Origin of the sequence: Ktedonobacter racemifer DSM 44963 (genome assembly GCF_000178855.1) — a bacterium.
Lineage (GTDB): Bacteria > Chloroflexota > Ktedonobacteria > Ktedonobacterales > Ktedonobacteraceae > Ktedonobacter > Ktedonobacter racemifer.
The window spans coordinates 450,615-468,093 of sequence record NZ_ADVG01000001.1 but is presented as its reverse complement, the minus strand read 5'-3'; the positions used below and the strand labels follow the sequence as shown (position 1 = coordinate 468,093).

Below are 17,479 nucleotides of genomic sequence, written 5' to 3'. Positions count from 1 at the left end.
GAGGTAGAGCTAGGAGTGCGCCTGTTCGCTTATCGAGGAGTTGCTTATAGAGCCGTACTTGAATAGTGGTACGAGGGGTAAGCGGCCTGCGTCCAGCAGCGGCACTGGTGGAGGTGGGAAGCCCGCTGACAATGTACCGGATGGGTCTAGCCGAAAGGGCCATCGGGCTACCCCTGCGACCTATGCTGACGAATGGGGCGTTGCCCCGCGAAGGAATCTGCGTAAGCGTCGTTACTACCGAAGAGGGAAATGGCTGACACCCTCTAGCCAAAAGGCACGGCGGCTGGCTCATTGGTTTCTTAGTCCAATGAGTGCTATTCCATTGTCCGCCCGGCGTAAAGCAGGCAGCTACGGGTTGCTATCACTTCTCGATGGGAAATCAGGGAACGCTCACATTGCCATTGCTCGCAAGAGCCGCGAGAATGCCAGCGGGCAGGTGAGCGGACGGAGGCGGCGTAGTAGTGCGCCTTTGTGCCACAAATGTCTCTCTTACCCGTCGGGGTAAGCTCACTAGAGCAAGGTGAGTAACACAGCGACTTATTCGCCCACGTAAGTGGACGGAGATACCTTCAACCGAAAGGACTGAAGGGAAAGTAGCATGTCGTGTAAAATGCTGGTGAAGCTCCAGTCCCAGGAGCCAGAGGGAAGTCAAGCGAAGCTGTATAAGGTGAAGTCTTGATTGGCTGAATCCAAGTCATGGCGGAAAAACGCCAGCCCACAGGAGAAGGGACTATCGCCTGTGTTCAACGTGCAGGGGAACGGTACTACTTCCCCTGCAAGCTCTCGTTGGAGCCAGCCTGCAAGGAGCAGGAAGTGACGAAATGGGCACCTACGTACAGACTGAGACATTTGGAGGAACTGAGGGATCGCCTAAACGCTGTAAAGCGCAAGGTGACGGAGCGACCATACGAGTCGGATTTTATCTGACAAAGGGTCGCAGGAGGCCAGACTCAAAAGTGGCGGTTGACATGGATGTGTCAAAAGACCGCTGTGGGAGTCGTGTTGAAAAGACACTGGCCTCTGGAGAGCGTAGTGCATCGAAAGGTGCATGCTGCGTTCGGAGGGGAGGGGTTGGTGCTCCTGAATCATCAGGACCCGGCCTCTTACCCTACATCAAATGCTCTTCTGTAATGGGGGAGACAGGGTGAAGGTCCGCCAGGGTAAGTCCTGAGAAAACGAAAGAAACGGATAAAGGAAGGAATGCAGATGACGAGAGGCTTGACCTCTTGGTGCGCCTTCCCATGGATTTCCATGAATCTGCTCTTCGCGAGTACTTGGACCCAACTGGAAAGCGCAGTGCGGTAAAAGTCGCATGCTGCGTTTGGAGGGGGGGAAAGGCCGCAAGGCCCTACCTATCCCTACTCACTGCAAAAATCTATCACAGGATTGCCTTGTGATAGATTTTTGCAGTGATCCTAGCTCTACCTCAAAGATGAGCGTGCCGAGAGAGCGCTGGCTACTGACAGCGGATCGAGATCGAGGAAGGGGAGGAAGATGACCTCGATCCGCTTTTGTTTGGCTGGCTGGTCCTCTTTCTCTGGGGTAGGCGCGAGATCTCCTAACTCCAGATGAGAGGCGCCTTCTTTCACCACCTATGCGAGAAGCCGAAGAGATGTGATACGGGATGTGTTTGCTCATTGGTCTTTTTCTGATCGTCTTGGTTTATTCCCCTTTCTATACCCTCGGCCTAGTGATACTGATCCTCACAGGGATGACTTAGAGCCTCTTGCATTTCCGGTATGGGAAAGGGAGGTGTTTCCTACAAATATCCTACACATTTTTTCGTCCACGCGCTTTGCTGGTTTTTGGATGTGGTGTACTGTAGAAGTTTTCCATGTTCTTTGCCTGATAATCTCTTTTTCTCCCTCCAATTTACAAAATATCAGTGAATGAAACCAGATGAAGAGCAGTTTCCCAGGAAACATGGATGCTGGTGCTCAAGATTGAGGGCAAATGCTTACGTTTGAGGGCCAAACCCGCTCACTTCGTAGGTCATTTACCAGCTTGATCACTGTCCCAATGTGCAGTTGCGGCCAGAGGCACAAGCGGGCTCGCCCCCGTCCTGGTGTCTCTTTGACCTTTTCGCGAAAGGCTCGCTTGATGCTGCCTGGGTACGCCGACCAGCCATCGGTCAAGACGAGCAGCGCTTGCAGTGTCCTGGCACAGCGCCTGACCTGCTGCATGAGTCGATCAGCGAGGGCTCGATCTCGGGTGAGCGAGACGGTGCCGGCCAGCCACAGGCGGGTCGAGACCATCATCGCTAGCCCCATCCATACCACCATTTTGCAGCCTTTGACACGAATCTCATCGGCCTGCACGTGTTGCAGATCCAGTTGTCCTGCTTCGACGATATCTTGATGCACCTGCTGACAATGAGCCCCGGCTCGATCCCGCCAAGAGGCAATCGTGCGTTCATCCAGACCAAAGGCATGCACGATGGCTTGAAGCGGACAGCCATACGAGAGCAGCGTCACCACGATGACGACAAGCTCCGTTGGCTTACGCAGCCCCTCCAACATGGTTCCCCTGCGAGCACTGAAGGTCTTACGGCAACACGTACAACGATAGCGTTGCCGCTTGCGGTCATGAATGACGATATTGCCTACCCCAGTTTGCCCTCTTGCGCAACACGCCGAATTGGGGCAAAATTGCTTCGACGGCTCCATTGAGGGTGATATGGTTTTTTGCATACACATATCTTGTCAATGGAGCTCGATTTTTGCAACCCCTCCCCATTTCACCAGTTAGTGGAGTCCTACCGGGTCCCTTCGTTTTTCCCTTGTTAGATTACTCTAAGATGTGTCTCAAATGCTCGTCAGATGGCCTAGAACATGCGGCTTTAATTATGAGATGAATTTCTGGGGCAAGGTCACAAGCTCAAAATCTGCTCTCCATGGCTCATTGTGCCAGTTCGCAATATACGAGTGCGTTTGCAACTACTTGGATGACAGGCTTGGAGTAATAAAGTTAGCCGCCTTTTTCATCATTCGTTGGCCCTTAGAGTAATTTAGCAGGGAAAAAACGAAGGGACCCCAAGGATGGCGTCGATGCGCTGGAGCACTTCGTCGCTTAGCTTCTCGACGAAGTCGATGGCCTGCACATTGTCCTCAACCTGCTCAGGACGGGTCGCACCGATGATGGCACTGCTTACGCCGGAGTTGCGCAGCACCCAGGCCGGCCCAGGCTCAACGCATCTTCATCCTTGGCATTGGGACCTCGTTTCATGCCGCCCAGGTTGGCTACCACCTGTTCAGACACTATGGCGTAACAGTTCCCACCCAGGCCATGCATGCCTTCGATTTTGCTCTTTACTTTTGGAAAAACCAGCCCAACCAGAACATACGAAGAAGTTGAGGTAGGGCTAGGATCACTGCAAAAATCTATCACAAGGAGTTTCACGCTTACATCGATCCATAAGGCCCACTTCTAACGCTCTCAACATGTGTATGAAAAAGCTTGTCTTGCGCTACAGTTACCCTGCTTAGGGTATTCATGAAAATAGCTTGACCTTATGAGGGAGAAGGTTGCGGTCGAATGGTATAGTTCCACTCTCCATGAAAGGCATCATGAATCAAGTGGAGAGCGGCTAGTTCCTCATCGCTCACCTTGAGACCGGTTGGGTAGACATTGCTATCTTTCATCGCCGTTACCGTGAGCCCTTCTTTGGTGGACGTATGAGAGAGTAACTCCAGCACGACTTCCAACGAGGTAAGCGGCTTGGCGCGCCAATTGATCGAGATAAAGGAAAATAGCCGATGTTCGATCTTATTCCATTTACTGGTTGCAGGAGGATAATGTGCGACAGTTATGGTTAGTTGCTCTTGATTGGCCAATTCCTGGAGTTGTTTCTTCCAGAGTCGGTTTCTTCCCCCATTGGATCCACCTCCATCGGCAGTGATGAGCAGGTGTGTTGAGCCCCGGTAGAGCGCCTTGCCAGACTGCTGCCACCATCGCCGAATACTTTCTACTGCAAACGCTGCTGTGTCATGATCGATGCCAACATTGACAAAGCCTCGATTGTGCACCAGATCATACACTCCATACGGGATCGCCTTCCCATCGGCAAGAGAAACAAAGTCATAGACATTGACCACGGTGTCTTTCCCCCTTTCTTGCCATTCACGTCCCTGGTTCTTAAAATCGCCAATCAGTTCTTTTTTCTTACAATCCACGGAAATAATGGGATCGCCTCGCGCTTCAAACAGATGACATTGCCCTTTGATATGGGCAAATTGAGCATCTCGATCAGGATGCGATACCCCCTCGATGTTTTTCTTGTTCGACCGCAACGAGTATCCCAGAGTTTGTAACATTCTTCTGATCGTGCTCTCTCCCACGTGATGGCCCATCACTTGAAGGGCCTGCTTCAAGTGAGCCATACTCTTGGTGGTCCATCTCACCAGACTCATAGGGTCACCCTTTGGATCAAGCAAACTCTCCAGGTCGGCAAGCAAATTTTCATCCTGGCTCTCTTTCTTTTTTCTGCCTGCTCCCTTTTTCCTCTGCCGGGCTCCTGATGTAGAGAGATTGTCCTCTTTCATTTCCTCTAGCCCGCGGCGAATGGTATTCTTCGAGGCTCCCGCATCTTGCGCTACCTCCTGAATATTCTTCCGCTCCAAGGCCTCTAATGCTAGAAACTGTCTCCATTGTTTCTCATTGAGGATGACTCGCATCTGCCGGTATCTCGTTTTTCGATCAACATGCATCATGTGGTCACATGCCGCTGGTCCGAAGATACAGCTGTTTCCCCTCAGCAAGTGCCCTCTTCGCGAATTGACAAAGCTGCTGCAGCAACGCTGAAAGGCTCTCTGCATCATCCTTGCCCACGGCTCGCCCATCAAACTCTGCCCATTGTCTTGCCCATTGGGTTGCGACAGGGAGCACTTGTTTAGCGGGGAAGATGGCTAAACATTCCACGAAAACCGAATCGAAGCGTTCAATCACTAAGACGAAGCTCATGAGATCTTCCTCATTGCACTCATCAGGGGAACGGAACTCTCCTTCTGATGCGCCTTTCACTAACACAAGAAAATCGGGTTGCTTCTCATTCGGCATGTGTTCCTGTGAGTTTCCAACAACCAGCTTCGCTAGTATCTCAACCTTGCTTGAATCCACATTTTTCATTTCGAGCGTCGGAAACAGGTCTCGTAGGAGTTGTTCTGGACGCAAAGTATTCACGTCTTCAGTGGTCGCGATAAAAAAGTCGGTTAATATACCCATTGACCTTCCTTTCCAGCATATCTTCTCGCACCTACTGCGAAAATGTTTTGCAATGGCTCAAATAGCTTCTGTTGAGAGCATACGCAATTCTTGGGTCAAAAATCTCTGCTCACTCCTATTCTCCCCACTCCGTTGAGCCATCTTTTCGCCCTCAAGCCGAGGCTCCACCGGAGTATGCCATATCTCTTTTCCAAGATCAAGTTATTTTCGTGGCTTTCCTTAGGCATAATCAGTATCGGTACAGTGAGAACAAAAAGACGCTCTGATAGATTTTTGCTGTGATCCTGATATTCCCCTGAAAAAGGGAAGCTATGCGAAGGATCGCGGAGAGTACAAAGAGTCCTGAACTGAGAAGCAGAGTGCTGTCAGCTCATCCGGATTCAGATTTTTGTTTGCGGGAGTGTCAAGCAGTTGGGGAGCTTGGCGTTAAGGTTACCTCATAGCCAAGCTTCTCCAAGCGGTGAACGAGCCGCTTCTGGACTGCTTGTTGGTCGTAGTTGTCGAAGTAGTTGCCTCCTAGTTCCTGATAGTCTTGCTCATCTGCTAACACGTGATAGACGATCACCAATAAGGTATGCCCAACCGCAATGGTTGCCTTCTTGCCTCCCCGCCGGAGCATGAGGCGGCGGTATTGCGCTGCAAGGTAGGAGTCCTTACAATGGGTCGCTGCATGTGCCGCTTCCACCAGAGCTGTTCGCAACCAGGGATTGCCTTTGCGCGTTTTGCCGCTGAGCCGTTTGCCGGCGCTTTCCCGGTTGCCTGGGCAGTAGGATAGGCCGCGGGCGAGGTACTGCATAAACAGCCCTTTTCCCCCGGCCCTCCTCCGAACGCCGCATGCGAGTTTCCAGGCACGGCGCTCTCCAGTGCTTCTCTGTTTCCAGTGAGTCTTCCTTCAGTTATGGCAGAAGCGCATCTCGCGCACCTCCCTGAGAGGAAGACTCCAAGCACCTGCTTGGCTTCCCCCTGTGGCCAGCTCTCCTGGCTTCCCTGATCGGGCGTGACTCCGAGGAGTACTATCCAAGCTCCGTAACCATGAGGGTCTCCCCTTTTAGGTCATCCTGCATTCCGTCACTTGAGTACGTACGAGCACAACGTAGGTGTTCCATTCATCCCCTTCAAGAGACTCGCTGTCCATCATCTCGCCTCACGAAAGGTGGAGTGTCGGCATCTGAGTTCACTCCATGAGGCGACACCGCTCTTAGACGCTGTAGCGATGGGTGTGGGCATACACCGATTGGGGATTGGAATTTGAGCAGTGTAGCTCTCACCATATTGCACGGGTCTTGCGAGACGGTTCCATAAGCGTCTTCTGGTTTCCTCTCGCTTTCAGTGGCATGCTCTTGTCCCCGTTGTCTTTCGACTCAAGGTAAGCCATTGACCCAAGAACCTCCTTTCGAGTTCCTCCTGGCTGCGCCAGGGATACTCAAGTGCGTGATACAGCGCACCATCCCCGCCCAGGAGGCGAGGTGTCGGGCACTGGGGAAGCGCTGCATATCGGGGCCAATTTCCGCCAGGATCACTTCCGCCAGGCGTCGCTTGATGCCGGGAATCGTCTCCAGTCGCCTCAGTTGCGCTTCATACGGGCACAGCCGCTGAGCAATGTCAGTGCTCAGATGTTCGATCTCCTCATCAAGCGTGTCAATGTGTGCCAACTGTTCGCCGATCAAGAGACGGTGATGGGGCTTGAAGTGCCCCTGCAATGCCTGCACCAGCAGATCACGTTTGGCACGCATCTTCCCGTGTGCGAGCTCGGCCAACACCGCCGGATTGGTTTCCCCGGCCAGTAAGGCGGCCAGCATTTGGCGTGCGGAGAGACCCATGAGGTCAGTCGCGACCGCAGAGAGCTTGAGATTGGTATCCTCCAAAATCTTTTGCAAACGATTGATCGTCCGGGAACGCTCTTCGACGACACGGCTCCGATAGCGGGTGAGTTCGCGCAGCTCCCGTTGCCAGGCGGGAGGCACGAAACTGGGCCGAAGCAGGCCATGCTGCAATAAATCCGCAATCCATTCGGCATCTTTCAGGTCGGTTTTGCGTCCAGGGACCGCTTTGAGGTGCTGGGCATTCACTACCAGCACTTCCACATGCCCTTCAAGCACGTTAAAAATGGGCTTCCAAAAACTCCCCGTACTTTCCATCGCAACGTGGGTTACGCCCAGGTCTTGAAACCAGTGACACATCCGCAGCAGATCGGGCGTCATGGTGCTAAAGGTGGTCTGCTCTTTGTGCCGCCGTCTTTGCTGATCGGGAGTGATGGCACACACGACCACGTTTCTCTTGTGGACATCGATGCCTGCGCATCGCTCATAGACAATATCCATCGGTTTCCTCCAAGGAGAACTGCCAAGGATCACGGGCGGGCGATGGGGTGCCAGCCATGGGTCAAAATTTCCCCTACGTGCTTCCCGATGGTGGGAGCGACAAACGGTGGTGCTTGCGTGGCACCCAGCTCACATTGTTGGTCCGGCTCGCAGCACGAATATCAAGCCGATCTTTGGCACCGCTCCGCCTAGGAGGATTCTATCCTTTTTCATGCGCGGTGGTGCACCCTAGTGCATGGCCCATTGTTGGCGAAATCAAAAACCGAGCTCATGATGGAAACAATATATCTCTGGTTTGAGCTCAGGAAACCAATCCGCCAACACTATCGATCCTAGTCCTACCTCTAGTATTCTTCACTTGGGCTAGCTTAATCACTGTACTATACACAGCATTCTCGGGCAGGAGAGGCTAGTGCCATGAAGAACACGAAACTGAAGCGTCTCCGACTCGCTCACCTCTGGACCATTTCTCAAGCCGCTAATAAAGTAGGGGTATCGACCCTCACCTTTAGCCGATGGGAAAACGGAGTACAACGTCCACAACTCGTTTACCTTGCAAGCCTATGCTCTATATTCGGGAAAACACCCGAAGAACTAGGATACGAGGATTTAGTAAGAGTCGACGAAATGCCAAGACCACACGAAATGGTACAACTTTCTAGACCCAAAAGAAGACTCTCTAGCAAGCTATAAAGAAGCTCCCACAAAGGCCCTTGAGTATTAACGGATCGGGAAACAACGCTAGCGTTGTTTCCCGATCCGTTAATACTCAAGGGCCAATCCCTACATACAGTTGAATAACCAACCGTCACGACCTGGTCAACTGAGGTCCGCATGACGATTGCTATATTTTGCTTCGAGCTGAGCGGACACCTCGGCCAGATGTTGCCGTGCTCGCCTCGCTAAATGGACTGAATCACGCATCGCGTAGAGCTCCTCCAGGCTCGCTCGCCCGATGGCGTCACAATACGGCTGTACTCCCCGTAGCGTCTGGTTCTGAGGGCCAGTGATGGCGACGAAATTGAGCTGTTCTCCCACGAGCATGATTTCCTCCCGCAGCGCGTTCACGGCCTCATTGTATGATCGGTGTGCTTCCTTGACTGCCAGGATCAGCATCTCGCCAACCTGATACATGAGGCCCACGCTATAGTGGGAGCGAAGCTGCAACAATCCATCGAGCACTTTGGGCGAGAGTGAGTCGAGACCATAACGTTGTCGCAGGGCATCGACATCGCGCTCATACTGTGCCTGTTGAGCAGCGGCTTCCGCCTGTAAGCGTTTTTCATCTTCGCGTTGTAGATAGGCAAGCTGCTTGCAGCCGTTCCCACAATACTTGCGCGGTCGGTGGCCTGGAATGATCTCAACAGGATTTGTGCATCCCGGCCGAGCGCACTGTTTGATCTCAGTCATCGTCTCGGCCAGATCCAGGTCCTTTTGGTCGTCAATCACCATCATGCGCTCCTCTCTTTCTGGCAATCGTCAATGCAGATCTCACTGGCCAGGTCGTGACGATTGCTCTGTATCCAGCTATGCATTCTTTCGAGATCTTCGTCGCTTAACCGGAAGGTGCGCGAGCTGGCTGTCACGGCGAGCGCATCGTCGTCGATCAGCACGACTTCCACCGTCGACGCGCCTCGCCGGAGAGGGATCGACTGACCTGGGTGATCACAGAGGTATCGCTGGAGCGCGGAAACGGCCACATTCCCTCCGACATGCTCCTGGCCTCGTTGACCCAGCGCCGAGGTACGTGCAAAATAGGACATAGGGGGAAACGAGCAGAAACAGTAAAACTAGTTCTTTCTGCATTACGCAGACATCTCCTCCGAATCTCCGTTCTGTTCCAAGAGTGGAGGTGTAGGCTTCGATCAGCTCTTTGGTGGTGTAACTCCGTTTCATCCGACGATAAATTGTTCGATCAAGAGCGGTCATAGTCATACGCCCTTCCCATATGTGGAAAATGACCCGACATGTGAGCAGGTTTGGCCCTCAAACGTAAGCACTTGCCCCCAATCTTGAGCACTGAGAGGAATGTGCCAGGGCAAACCGCTCCACATCTGGGATATCAGCAGAGAATGTTGGAAATAAGCATGCTTCCTGGCGAACCCTGGATACGTCTGTGGGCAGTCCCTTGAGCCAAGAAAAGAAAGATCAGAGAGGAAAGAGAGGAGCTATTGGGTGTTTGCCTCTTCATCGTTCCGATTTGCTTGCGGTTGTTTCTCCCTTCTCTGGTAACAGGATGAACCAAAGGGGCAGAAAGCTTTGGCCTCCTACCCAACGACGTATCCAGGGGAGATTAGTTTGAGCATCCAGTGAGACTGGATTGGCTCATCAAGAGCCACCTCTCCCACCAGCGACAATCATCACTTGCAGAGCTACTATCTGAGGCGGAAGACTTTGCATAATGTCACCATCAGACTGGATCTGGATCCGTTGCCCGACCTTTAAACTGGTCAAAGAGACGGCATGGCATCCTTTCTCCTGCTGCTCAAATACCCTGGTCTCCTTCAAGAAATGGACAATAAAATCCCCGCCCAGGAGGCCGTGAAGCTGCTCCTGGGGCCCTTTCACTACAGCGCCGCCGACGGTGGTCGCGTTCCCTAGGGACCCGTTCTGGAATTCCACGCTGGTGATGGTTCCGCTCACTGGATAGGCCTGGGTACAGGGAGTCGCAGCAGCAGGAGTCCCTGACCCGTGAGCAGGTGTTCCATGATCTGGGGAGTGATGTTGGAGGAACAGCAACAGGGCTGTAAATGAACCCGTGAGCAAGATCACCGCCAGGGCCGTTGCCAGGAGGGTGAGGGAGGCAGCCTTTGGACGGGAGGAAAGGGGAAAGGAAACCGGTTTTGGCGCTTGATGCTCCCTGTACCTCCCTTGCCAGGGAACGCTTTCTCGCACGGTCGGCCAGGGGAATGAGGCGAGGCGTGCTCCAATAGCATGCAGCGCTTGCTCGTCCTGGATCCGGGTATCATACAGTTTCTGTAAATGCTCAATAAGGAAGAGATTCTCCCGTTCCTCTTGAGTGAAATCGTCAGGGGTGGTCATCTTCAAGCTCCCTTCTATTGATCGTAAAGGGCTCGCAACCGAGCTAGAACGCGCGCATGTTGTTTGCGTACCGCCGCTTCTGTTTTGTTGAGCAATTGACCGATCTCGGCAAAAGAGAGTCCATCTCCGTAGCGTAGGCGCAATATCTGTTGATGCAGAATGGGCAGGCGCTGAATGGTCTGGTGCAGACGTAAACAGGCTTCTCGTTGGAGTGCTATCGACTCAGGGTCAGTGCTTTGCACATCTGGAACAAGTTGGGTCACGGCTTCCAGAGAGATTTCGGGATGGCGGCTGGCGCGTCGATACCGATCGGCGACCTTGTAAGAAGCCACCCGGCGTAACCACTTGAGGTGTTCCGTCTCCTGGATCGCGCTCAAATCATCATGGGTCCAGGCAATCTGAAAGACTTCCAGGGTAATGTCTTTGCATTCCTCGTAGGAGAGGGCATGCAGTCGCACATAGGCAAAGATGGCGCGTCCATAGCGGTTGAAGAGCGAGGAAGTCTCACTCTCCAGAAAGAGCATCTTTGGCTCTGATGGGGGCTTAGACACGTTGGGCTTCCTCCTGAAAACACGCATTGGTCGAATGCTTTGCACATATATCGCGCTGGCAGGGGGAAACGTGACATCAGAAAGAGAAACAAGTACGTCTTGGCGGTGACCTTTTGCCCAAAGACGTATCCAGGGTTCGCCAGGAAGCATGCTTATTTCCAACATTCTCTGCTGATATCCCAGATGTGGAGCGGTTTGCCCTGGCACATTCCTCTCAGTGCTCAAGATTGGGGGCAAGTGCTTACGTTTGAGGGCCAAACCTGCTCACATGTCGGGTCATTTACCACCTCCCTCTTCTCAAGCCATTTCACACGCATTTCACGCCAAGAGCCGAATTTGGCCCTCAAGGTCATAGGGATACCGGGCCTCTCGTTTGAGGCCCGAAATTTTCGCTCGGAGCGATTCGCGCACTCGGATAGCTCCGAGTTCACTTTACACAGGAAATCAAACTCAAGCCCTTTAAATTGGGGAAGCTACAGGTATTTACTCAATACTATGCTGCTTCAGCCAGTGGCTCAGGTTTCGCCGCGTTGTGCCATACCGCTGCGCGATCCAGGTCTTGGTTGACCCGTTCTTGATCAAAGCGCGAATTTCCGCCTCGTATTCATCAAGCTTACTCTTACCTACCCCTTTGGGACGGCCCAACAGCATCCCCTGCTGCTTCCGAGCAGCAAGGGCCTCGGTTGTACGTTGCGAGATGAGGTCACTGAACGTTGAAGCATAATATGGCAAAATCTGCCTACGATATATGTTATTCGGAATAGGCCCAGTGCTACGTAAGCTGCTACGAAGTGCAAAGTGGCGGGTATAAGAAGTGTGCAGATGATATTTCGGGTAGTAATACAGGCTCTTTCACCGATCTACCGCTCTCACAACCTCTTCGGTTCGACTTCGAGCCGTCAGATATACCCGTATTCTCTTCTCATGCACTGCAATGAAAGCTGTTTGGATACTCTTTCTCTATGGTTCATTGCACATTCGCGTGTTTTGCCCGCTACTTTGCGCTTCGTAGCAGCTTACGTAGTACTGGGCCAAAGTGAGATGCGACGTGCTCCAGGCGTCTTGTTCGTCCTTTCTGCCCCTCTATGGGGGTCCGTCAGCGTCGATGGATAGAGGCATCTTTCGTACATCTGCCTCTAGACGCTGATCCTAGCGTGTCTAACTCCCTTTCGCTAGGGTCACATTCCAAACCAGAAGGACTGAGCTTCAACCAGTTGAGGCTTCGCCATACACGTCTTGTACTGACCACTCGAAGAATTGGGAGTTTTCTCCTACGTAGCCTTCCCTACATGCTTTGTTCGCCCTCCTCTTTCGAGGTGTGGGGTAAGTAGGGTGTACATAGAACGCTCCATCAGTTCTAGCAACTTGCGTTGCACTCCACTTTTGCCGCTTCAACGGCGCACACGAAAAAATGTTATCACCCCATTTTCGGTGAGGCCTTTGCTCTTCAGGTTATCGCGAAAGTAGACCGCGCTTAATGCCAACAGCCACTGCCGAGGCACGCGAATCGACGCCGAGCTTAGCATAGATACTCGTGAGATGTGATTCAACTGTGCGTAAACTGATACCAAGCCGAGAAGCAATCTCTTTGCTTCGTTCGCCGCATGCTACGGCCTCCAACACGTCACGCTCGCGCTCGGTCAACTCGCTCTCTCCTTCTGCTTGAGATCTTGAGGGTGTTGGATGAAATGCATCCGTGGTTCGGACCAGAATGCGTGCCATGACCTCTGGCTGGAGAAATATATCACCACGAGCTGCCGTGCGAATAGCATGAAACAATGTCTCACGGTCAGTATCCTTCAGAAGATAACCGCACGCGCCTGCACGCAATCCTCGCAGCATCAAATCATCTTCATCATAGGTCGTCAGGATGATGACCGCGATGTGCGGCCACTGCTCCTGTATCTGAGTGATCGCCTCCAAGCCATCCATGCCTGGCATGCGCAGATCCATCAGCACGACGTCTGGCTGGAGTGCTTCTACCACCCGCACAGCTTCTGCCCCATCGGCCGCATCGCCAAGCCAGGTAAAGCCCCCTCTAGCGATTTCCAGCATCATATGCAGCCCTTCTCGCACGACAAGATGGTCGTCAACCACGACGATGCGAATATCATTCTGCTTTTCGTCCATCTTCGCCTCCTCTCTCCAAGGAAAGGCAGAGGCGTACGATTGTTCCCTTGCCCGGCTCGCTACTAATCAGCAGTTGGCCGTTCATCAGGCGCGCGCGTTCACGCAAGCCCTGGAGCCCATAGTGACCAGTTGTGACCTTTGCTGGATCAAAGCCGATCCCATTATCACCTATTTCAAGGGTGATCGCCGCATTCTCGCCACCTACCCGTATCCATGCCTGGCTGGCCTGGGCGTGGCGTGCGATGTTGGTCAGCACCTCGCTGACCATACGCAAAAGATGCTCATGATACTCGCCTGGGAACTTTGTTTGCAGACAACAGGTACAGGGAATACCGGTTGCCGTCGTGAAATGGTCCGCTTCCGTCTCAATGGCGACGAGAATATCACCTGTCATAGGTATCTCTGTACGCAGATCGGTGATCGCGGCTCGCGCGCTGTTGATCGTAGCTCGCGAACGGGTCATAGCCCGCTGGACAAAGGTTCGCGCCTGCTCGCAACGCTGGCTGATCAAAAGCAAGTCAATGGTTTCCAGTTGCATGGTCAGGCCAACCAGTCCCTGAGCCAGCGTATCGTGCAGTTCGCGAGCCATGCGCTGCCTCTCTGTAGTCAACGTTAGATCTTTGACACGTGCTGCATAGTCTTCGAGCTGAATATGCGCCGTCTCCAGCTCGTGTAAGAGTTCCTGATCTCTGCGATGTGCGCTGGTTTGTTGGATGTAGAGAATCAAACTGGCGCACACGAACAATAAGATGGGTGAACCCTCCGCAATTGCCTTGATCAGCTTCGGCGCAACAGCAAGATCTGGTATGCCTTTACTATCTGACAGAAAGGTAAGCAGGACTATACCTTGAATGACAAAGCAAAAAAGCAGACAACCAGCAACCACTACGATGATATGGGATGTCCGTTTGAGCAGGATAAATGCCTCAATGGCTAGCGTGAGCCACAATCCAAACACTGCGTTATCCGCACCGATCAGGAAATAGATGAGCCATATACACACAGCCTGGAGCAGGAAATAAGGCCACAGATAGCACTGATTGATATTTTTAAAGAGAGCCCACCAGTGCAGGCCACCATGAAGCACCATCAAGAGAGTAAAGACAAAGAAAGGAAACAGTATGGCGCTTTTGCTATCCATTCGCAAGAGATCTTCGGTAACAATACGAAGGATCGTGATATTGATGCTTGCTGGAGATCGGGCCTCCATTGGCAGCTGCAGCTCTGTAATACTTGCCAGCATATATTGCACATAGGTAAGACAAAGCCAGAAGAAAAGCAACCAGTTCAATAGCCTTTTCTCTTTGTGTATGAGTGGATGAATTGGTGTGTTTCCCATCGCGTTCCCTCTTCTCCGTGCGTGGGCTCGTCCCCGAGCTCGTTGCAGAAATGCTCGGAGCTATCCTCAAGTATAACATGAGCCACTCCTGGATACCATGTCAATTCCCGCACATACGCTTGCATGTTTCCGCAACATCTCACTGCGGGGTTTGGCAGAGAAAAGTGCGGAGTTTCTCGATAGCTTTGTCTTTCGCGGTTAGCTATCCTTGGACTCAAGGTAGTAAATGGTCACCTGCTACGAATTATTGCAAGGAAAGAGGTATCAACATGGAAATGGGTATATCCATAGATCTACCACAAGAAGATGTCATCATTGAGGCTATCGATGTTCACAAGCATTACGATACGGGGAAGGTGGTCGTGAAGGCTTTACAGGGGGTGACGCTGCGCATCCAGCGCAAAGAGGTCGTCGCTATTATGGGGCCGAGCGGCTGCGGTAAGACCACGCTGCTCAATTGCCTGAGCGGATTGGATCGGGTGACAACGGGGAGCATCAAGATTGCGAATCAGGATATTCGCCACCTGTCAGATCGTCAGCTCACGCTCTTTCGTGCCCGCGAGATGGGGTTTGTTTTCCAGACCTATAACTTACTGCCGGCCCTAACAGGATTGGAGAATGTGGAGCTGCCACTGCTGGTGAGCGGTGTGTCTTCCAGAGTGGCACGTGCCCGTGCGCTGGCGAGTATTGAACAGGTTGGCTTGCGCGCCACATCCGACGTTGCTCAAAGCGCGCAACGGAAACGACAACCATGCAGTGAAAAGCGCATGAGTGATTTTTACGCCTAGCAAGGAGAAGCGAACTATGGCTGAGACTACTACCACACGTGCTCAGGCTGAACCTGGACGTCCGACAGAACAACAGGAACCGCAGAAGGATGCTGCGGTCTGGCAGCGCCTAGCGCTGGGAGCAATTCTGCTCATCTCAGTCTTCATGAACTTCTACAAGTTGGGGCAAATCGGCTTCGATACGTATTATCCTCCCGCCGTGAGAAGTATGATGGATAACTGGCATAATTTCTTTTTTGCCGCCTACGATCCAGGTGGTTTCACGTCGCTTGACAAGCCTCCTGTGGGCTTCTGGTTGCAGGTGCTGAGCGCCAAAATCTTCGGCCTCACCCCCTTCAGCGTGCTCTTGCCCCAGGCACTGTGTGGCATGCTGGCGGTGCTGCTGCTCTATTCCCTGGTACGCCGCCAATTTGGGGTTATGGCTGGTTTGCTGGCAGCGCTCGCCCTGGCGCTCTCGCCGGTCAGTATCGTCACCAATCGCAATGTGACGATTGATAGCACCCTGACGCTGGTCCTGCTCGTGGGAGCCTGGGCCGTCATGCGCGCTGCTGAGACTGGGCGGTTGCGCTGGCTCCTGCTGTGCGCCGCCATGGTCGGCATCGGCTTCAATATCAAGATGCTAGAGGCGTACCTGGTGCTTCCTGCCTTCGGACTGCTCTACCTGCTGGCGGCTCCCACCAGCATCTGGAAGCGTCTCTGGCACCTGGCGCTCGCTTTGCTCTTGCTCCTGGTGATCTCGTTCTCCTGGGCGGCTGCAGTGGACCTCACCCCGGCGACGCAGCGGCCTCACGTTGGCAATACCCAGGAGAACTCGGAGATCGGCCTGGCTCTGGGCTATAATGGCCTCCAGCGTCTGCTGGGAGTGGGAGGGGGAACGAACAACCAGCAAGCCCCTGGCAATCAACCGCCCCCTGGCAAGGGAGGGGGAACGAACAACCAGCAAGCCCCTGGCAATCAACCGCCCCCTGGCAAGGGAAATGCCCCGGGGAACGCGGTTCCAGCTCCCTTCCACCTCTTCACTGAACCTCTTGCGGGCCAGAGTGGCTGGCTCTTGCCACTGGCGATTTTTGGGATGATCGCTCTCGTGAAGTTTCGGCGCCCCCGCCCGCAAAGTGATCACCTGCTGCAAGGGCTGATTCTCTGGGGCATGTGGTTGCTCACGATGGGCGTCTTCTTTAGCGTTGCGACAGGCAGAGTTCACGAGTACTACCTGACGGTGATGTATCCAGCGCTTGCGGCGCTGTGCGGGATTGGTCTGGTGACGATGTGGCAGGACTATCGTGGTGTGGGCTGGCGCGCCTGGCTGTTGCCCCTGGCGCTGCTGGCCACGGCCGCTGAACAGGTCTTCATCCTCACCGGGTATCCTGATTGGGGCCGCTGGATGATCCCACTGCTCATCGTGCTGTGCGCCCTGGCAGTGTTGGTGCTCATTGGCGCCCGCCTCGCATTGCGCTTCACCCGCAATGAGAGGGTGGCCCGCCTGCTCATGCCCGCACTGGCTCTTGGGCTGATCGCCCTGATGATCGGCCCGACGCTGTGGGCAGCCATCCCCATCTTCCAGGGAACGGAATCGGATCTCCCGCTGGCGGGTCCCTCGCAAAATGATGGTCCTAGGGGGGGGGATTCAGCGCTGATTCGCTACCTGTCGACCCATCAGGGGAACGCGCAAATCCTGGCCGCTGTGACTGGTGGGGCTGATGACATCATTCTCGCGACCAACAAGCCGGTGATCCCACTTGATGGTTTCTCACGCTATCCTCTGACGACCACTGAACTCGCGTCCCTGGTCGCCTCGGGGAAGCTACGCTTCTTGCTGCTGAGTGAGCCGCCCAGGAATGGTCAACAAAATGATGCGCTTACCTGGGCGAATGTGCTTACCTGGGCGAAGCAGCACTGTAAGGTGGTACCGTCGAGCCAATGGCAATCTTCCTCACCCGGGCCCAGCGCTGGTTCTGGCCCTCAGCTCAGTTCTGGCCCTGATCCCAAGTTGTACGATTGCGCCGCTGCACACTGATGATCCACGAGCGTTCGGGCACCGGTATCTTGTCGCCCCGGTGCCCAGCTCCCGACCCTTTCTCGCTGAAGGAC

General features: G+C 53.6%; 16 protein-coding genes and 2 pseudogenes. 5 read left to right on the top strand and 13 right to left on the bottom strand.

Annotated features, from left to right (window positions below):
- Positions 1–65 precede the first annotated feature (65 nt).
- Both KRAC_RS70600 and KRAC_RS79210 read left to right on the top strand, forming a co-directional pair.
- Positions 66–257, top strand: coding sequence for a hypothetical protein (locus tag KRAC_RS70600; RefSeq protein WP_157506267.1), 192 nt, complete (start codon positions 66–68; stop codon positions 255–257).
- 564 nt (positions 258–821) lie between these two features.
- On the top strand, positions 822–1,148 hold the full coding sequence (locus tag KRAC_RS79210; protein ID WP_007904137.1) for a hypothetical protein: 327 nt from the start codon (positions 822–824) through the stop codon (positions 1,146–1,148).
- A gap of 789 nt (positions 1,149–1,937) precedes the next feature.
- On the opposite strand, the gene KRAC_RS02175 is transcribed toward KRAC_RS79210, so the two are convergent.
- The 6 genes and pseudogenes from KRAC_RS02175 to KRAC_RS02155 form a co-directional block, all read right to left on the bottom strand.
- Positions 1,938–2,690: a hypothetical protein gene (locus KRAC_RS02175; RefSeq protein ID WP_244421935.1), complete on the bottom strand. Its 753-nt coding sequence runs from the start codon at positions 2,688–2,690 to the stop codon at positions 1,938–1,940.
- A gap of 317 nt (positions 2,691–3,007) precedes the next feature.
- Positions 3,008–3,175 (bottom strand): annotated as a pseudogene (locus tag KRAC_RS65115) (aldo/keto reductase); the annotation flags it as partial.
- A gap of 334 nt (positions 3,176–3,509) precedes the next feature.
- Positions 3,510–4,709, bottom strand: coding sequence for an ISAzo13 family transposase (locus tag KRAC_RS02170; protein ID WP_083814480.1), 1,200 nt, complete (start codon positions 4,707–4,709; stop codon positions 3,510–3,512).
- Positions 4,710–4,713: 4 nt separating this feature from the next.
- A complete protein-coding gene (locus KRAC_RS02165) occupies positions 4,714–5,220 on the bottom strand; it encodes a hypothetical protein (protein WP_007904135.1) in 507 nt (168 codons plus the stop codon).
- 403 nt (positions 5,221–5,623) lie between these two features.
- Positions 5,624–6,016 carry a transposase gene (locus KRAC_RS02160; protein ID WP_040441765.1) on the bottom strand — a complete coding sequence of 131 codons (393 nt, stop codon included), beginning with the start codon at positions 6,014–6,016 and terminating at the stop codon, positions 5,624–5,626.
- 565 nt (positions 6,017–6,581) lie between these two features.
- A complete protein-coding gene (locus KRAC_RS02155; RefSeq protein ID WP_052567877.1) occupies positions 6,582–7,541 on the bottom strand; it encodes an IS110 family RNA-guided transposase in 960 nt (319 codons plus the stop codon).
- 417 nt (positions 7,542–7,958) lie between these two features.
- Here KRAC_RS02155 and KRAC_RS79205 point away from each other — a divergent pair, with 417 nt between their 5' ends.
- Complete coding sequence (locus tag KRAC_RS79205) at positions 7,959–8,234, top strand: helix-turn-helix transcriptional regulator (RefSeq protein WP_007904132.1); 276 nt, start codon at positions 7,959–7,961, stop codon at positions 8,232–8,234.
- A 126-nt stretch (positions 8,235–8,360) separates the two neighbouring features.
- On the opposite strand, the gene KRAC_RS02150 is transcribed toward KRAC_RS79205, so the two are convergent.
- The 7 genes from KRAC_RS02150 to KRAC_RS60550 form a co-directional block, all read right to left on the bottom strand.
- Positions 8,361–8,996: a hypothetical protein gene (locus KRAC_RS02150; protein WP_157506265.1), complete on the bottom strand. Its 636-nt coding sequence runs from the start codon at positions 8,994–8,996 to the stop codon at positions 8,361–8,363.
- The gene (locus tag KRAC_RS02145; RefSeq protein WP_007904130.1) at positions 8,993–9,304 is read right to left on the bottom strand and encodes a PH domain-containing protein; all 312 of its coding nucleotides are present in this window, start codon (positions 9,302–9,304) and stop codon (positions 8,993–8,995) included. Before KRAC_RS02145 ends, KRAC_RS02150 begins: the two co-directional genes overlap by 4 nt.
- Positions 9,305–9,869: 565 nt before the next feature.
- Entirely contained in the window at positions 9,870–10,583 is a 714-nt protein-coding gene (locus tag KRAC_RS02140; RefSeq protein WP_007904129.1) for a hypothetical protein, read from the bottom strand.
- Between the two features lie 14 nt (positions 10,584–10,597).
- Complete coding sequence (locus tag KRAC_RS68865) at positions 10,598–11,134, bottom strand: RNA polymerase sigma factor (protein ID WP_007904128.1); 537 nt, start codon at positions 11,132–11,134, stop codon at positions 10,598–10,600.
- A gap of 483 nt (positions 11,135–11,617) precedes the next feature.
- Positions 11,618–11,866: a hypothetical protein gene (locus KRAC_RS02130; protein WP_244421933.1), complete on the bottom strand. Its 249-nt coding sequence runs from the start codon at positions 11,864–11,866 to the stop codon at positions 11,618–11,620.
- A 720-nt stretch (positions 11,867–12,586) separates the two neighbouring features.
- Positions 12,587–13,264, bottom strand: coding sequence for a response regulator transcription factor (locus KRAC_RS02125; protein WP_007904126.1), 678 nt, complete (start codon positions 13,262–13,264; stop codon positions 12,587–12,589).
- Positions 13,245–14,603, bottom strand: coding sequence for a sensor histidine kinase (locus KRAC_RS60550; protein ID WP_007904125.1), 1,359 nt, complete (start codon positions 14,601–14,603; stop codon positions 13,245–13,247). The genes KRAC_RS02125 and KRAC_RS60550 overlap by 20 nt, the downstream gene beginning before the upstream one ends.
- Before the next feature lie 269 nt (positions 14,604–14,872).
- On the opposite strand from KRAC_RS60550, the pseudogene KRAC_RS02115 reads away from it, so the two are divergent.
- A pseudogene (locus tag KRAC_RS02115) lies at positions 14,873–15,322 on the top strand (ABC transporter ATP-binding protein); the annotation flags it as partial.
- An 85-nt stretch (positions 15,323–15,407) separates the two neighbouring features.
- On the top strand, positions 15,408–17,405 hold the full coding sequence (locus KRAC_RS02110) for an ArnT family glycosyltransferase (RefSeq protein ID WP_007904121.1): 1,998 nt from the start codon (positions 15,408–15,410) through the stop codon (positions 17,403–17,405).
- Positions 17,406–17,479 lie beyond the last annotated feature (74 nt).

Bases quoted from the DNA above. Each gene is read 5' to 3' on its own strand.
- KRAC_RS02170 (WP_083814480.1), bottom strand. From the start codon at position 4,709: ATGATGCATGTTGATCGAAAAACGAGATACCGGCAGATGCGAGTCATC.
- KRAC_RS79210 (WP_007904137.1), top strand. From the start codon at position 822: ATGGGCACCTACGTACAGACTGAGACATTTGGAGGAACTGAGGGATCG.
- KRAC_RS02175 (WP_244421935.1), bottom strand. From the start codon at position 2,690: ATGCAAAAAACCATATCACCCTCAATGGAGCCGTCGAAGCAATTTTGC.
- KRAC_RS02110 (WP_007904121.1), top strand. From the start codon at position 15,408: ATGGCTGAGACTACTACCACACGTGCTCAGGCTGAACCTGGACGTCCG.
- KRAC_RS02165 (WP_007904135.1), bottom strand. From the start codon at position 5,220: ATGGGTATATTAACCGACTTTTTTATCGCGACCACTGAAGACGTGAAT.
- KRAC_RS60550 (WP_007904125.1), bottom strand. From the start codon at position 14,603: ATGGGAAACACACCAATTCATCCACTCATACACAAAGAGAAAAGGCTA.
- KRAC_RS02155 (WP_052567877.1), bottom strand. From the start codon at position 7,541: ATGGATATTGTCTATGAGCGATGCGCAGGCATCGATGTCCACAAGAGA.
- KRAC_RS02140 (WP_007904129.1), bottom strand. From the start codon at position 10,583: ATGACCACCCCTGACGATTTCACTCAAGAGGAACGGGAGAATCTCTTC.
- KRAC_RS02160 (WP_040441765.1), bottom strand. From the start codon at position 6,016: ATGCAGTACCTCGCCCGCGGCCTATCCTACTGCCCAGGCAACCGGGAA.
- KRAC_RS02150 (WP_157506265.1), bottom strand. From the start codon at position 8,996: ATGATGGTGATTGACGACCAAAAGGACCTGGATCTGGCCGAGACGATG.
- KRAC_RS02125 (WP_007904126.1), bottom strand. From the start codon at position 13,264: ATGGACGAAAAGCAGAATGATATTCGCATCGTCGTGGTTGACGACCAT.
- KRAC_RS79205 (WP_007904132.1), top strand. From the start codon at position 7,959: ATGAAGAACACGAAACTGAAGCGTCTCCGACTCGCTCACCTCTGGACC.
- KRAC_RS02145 (WP_007904130.1), bottom strand. From the start codon at position 9,304: ATGTCCTATTTTGCACGTACCTCGGCGCTGGGTCAACGAGGCCAGGAG.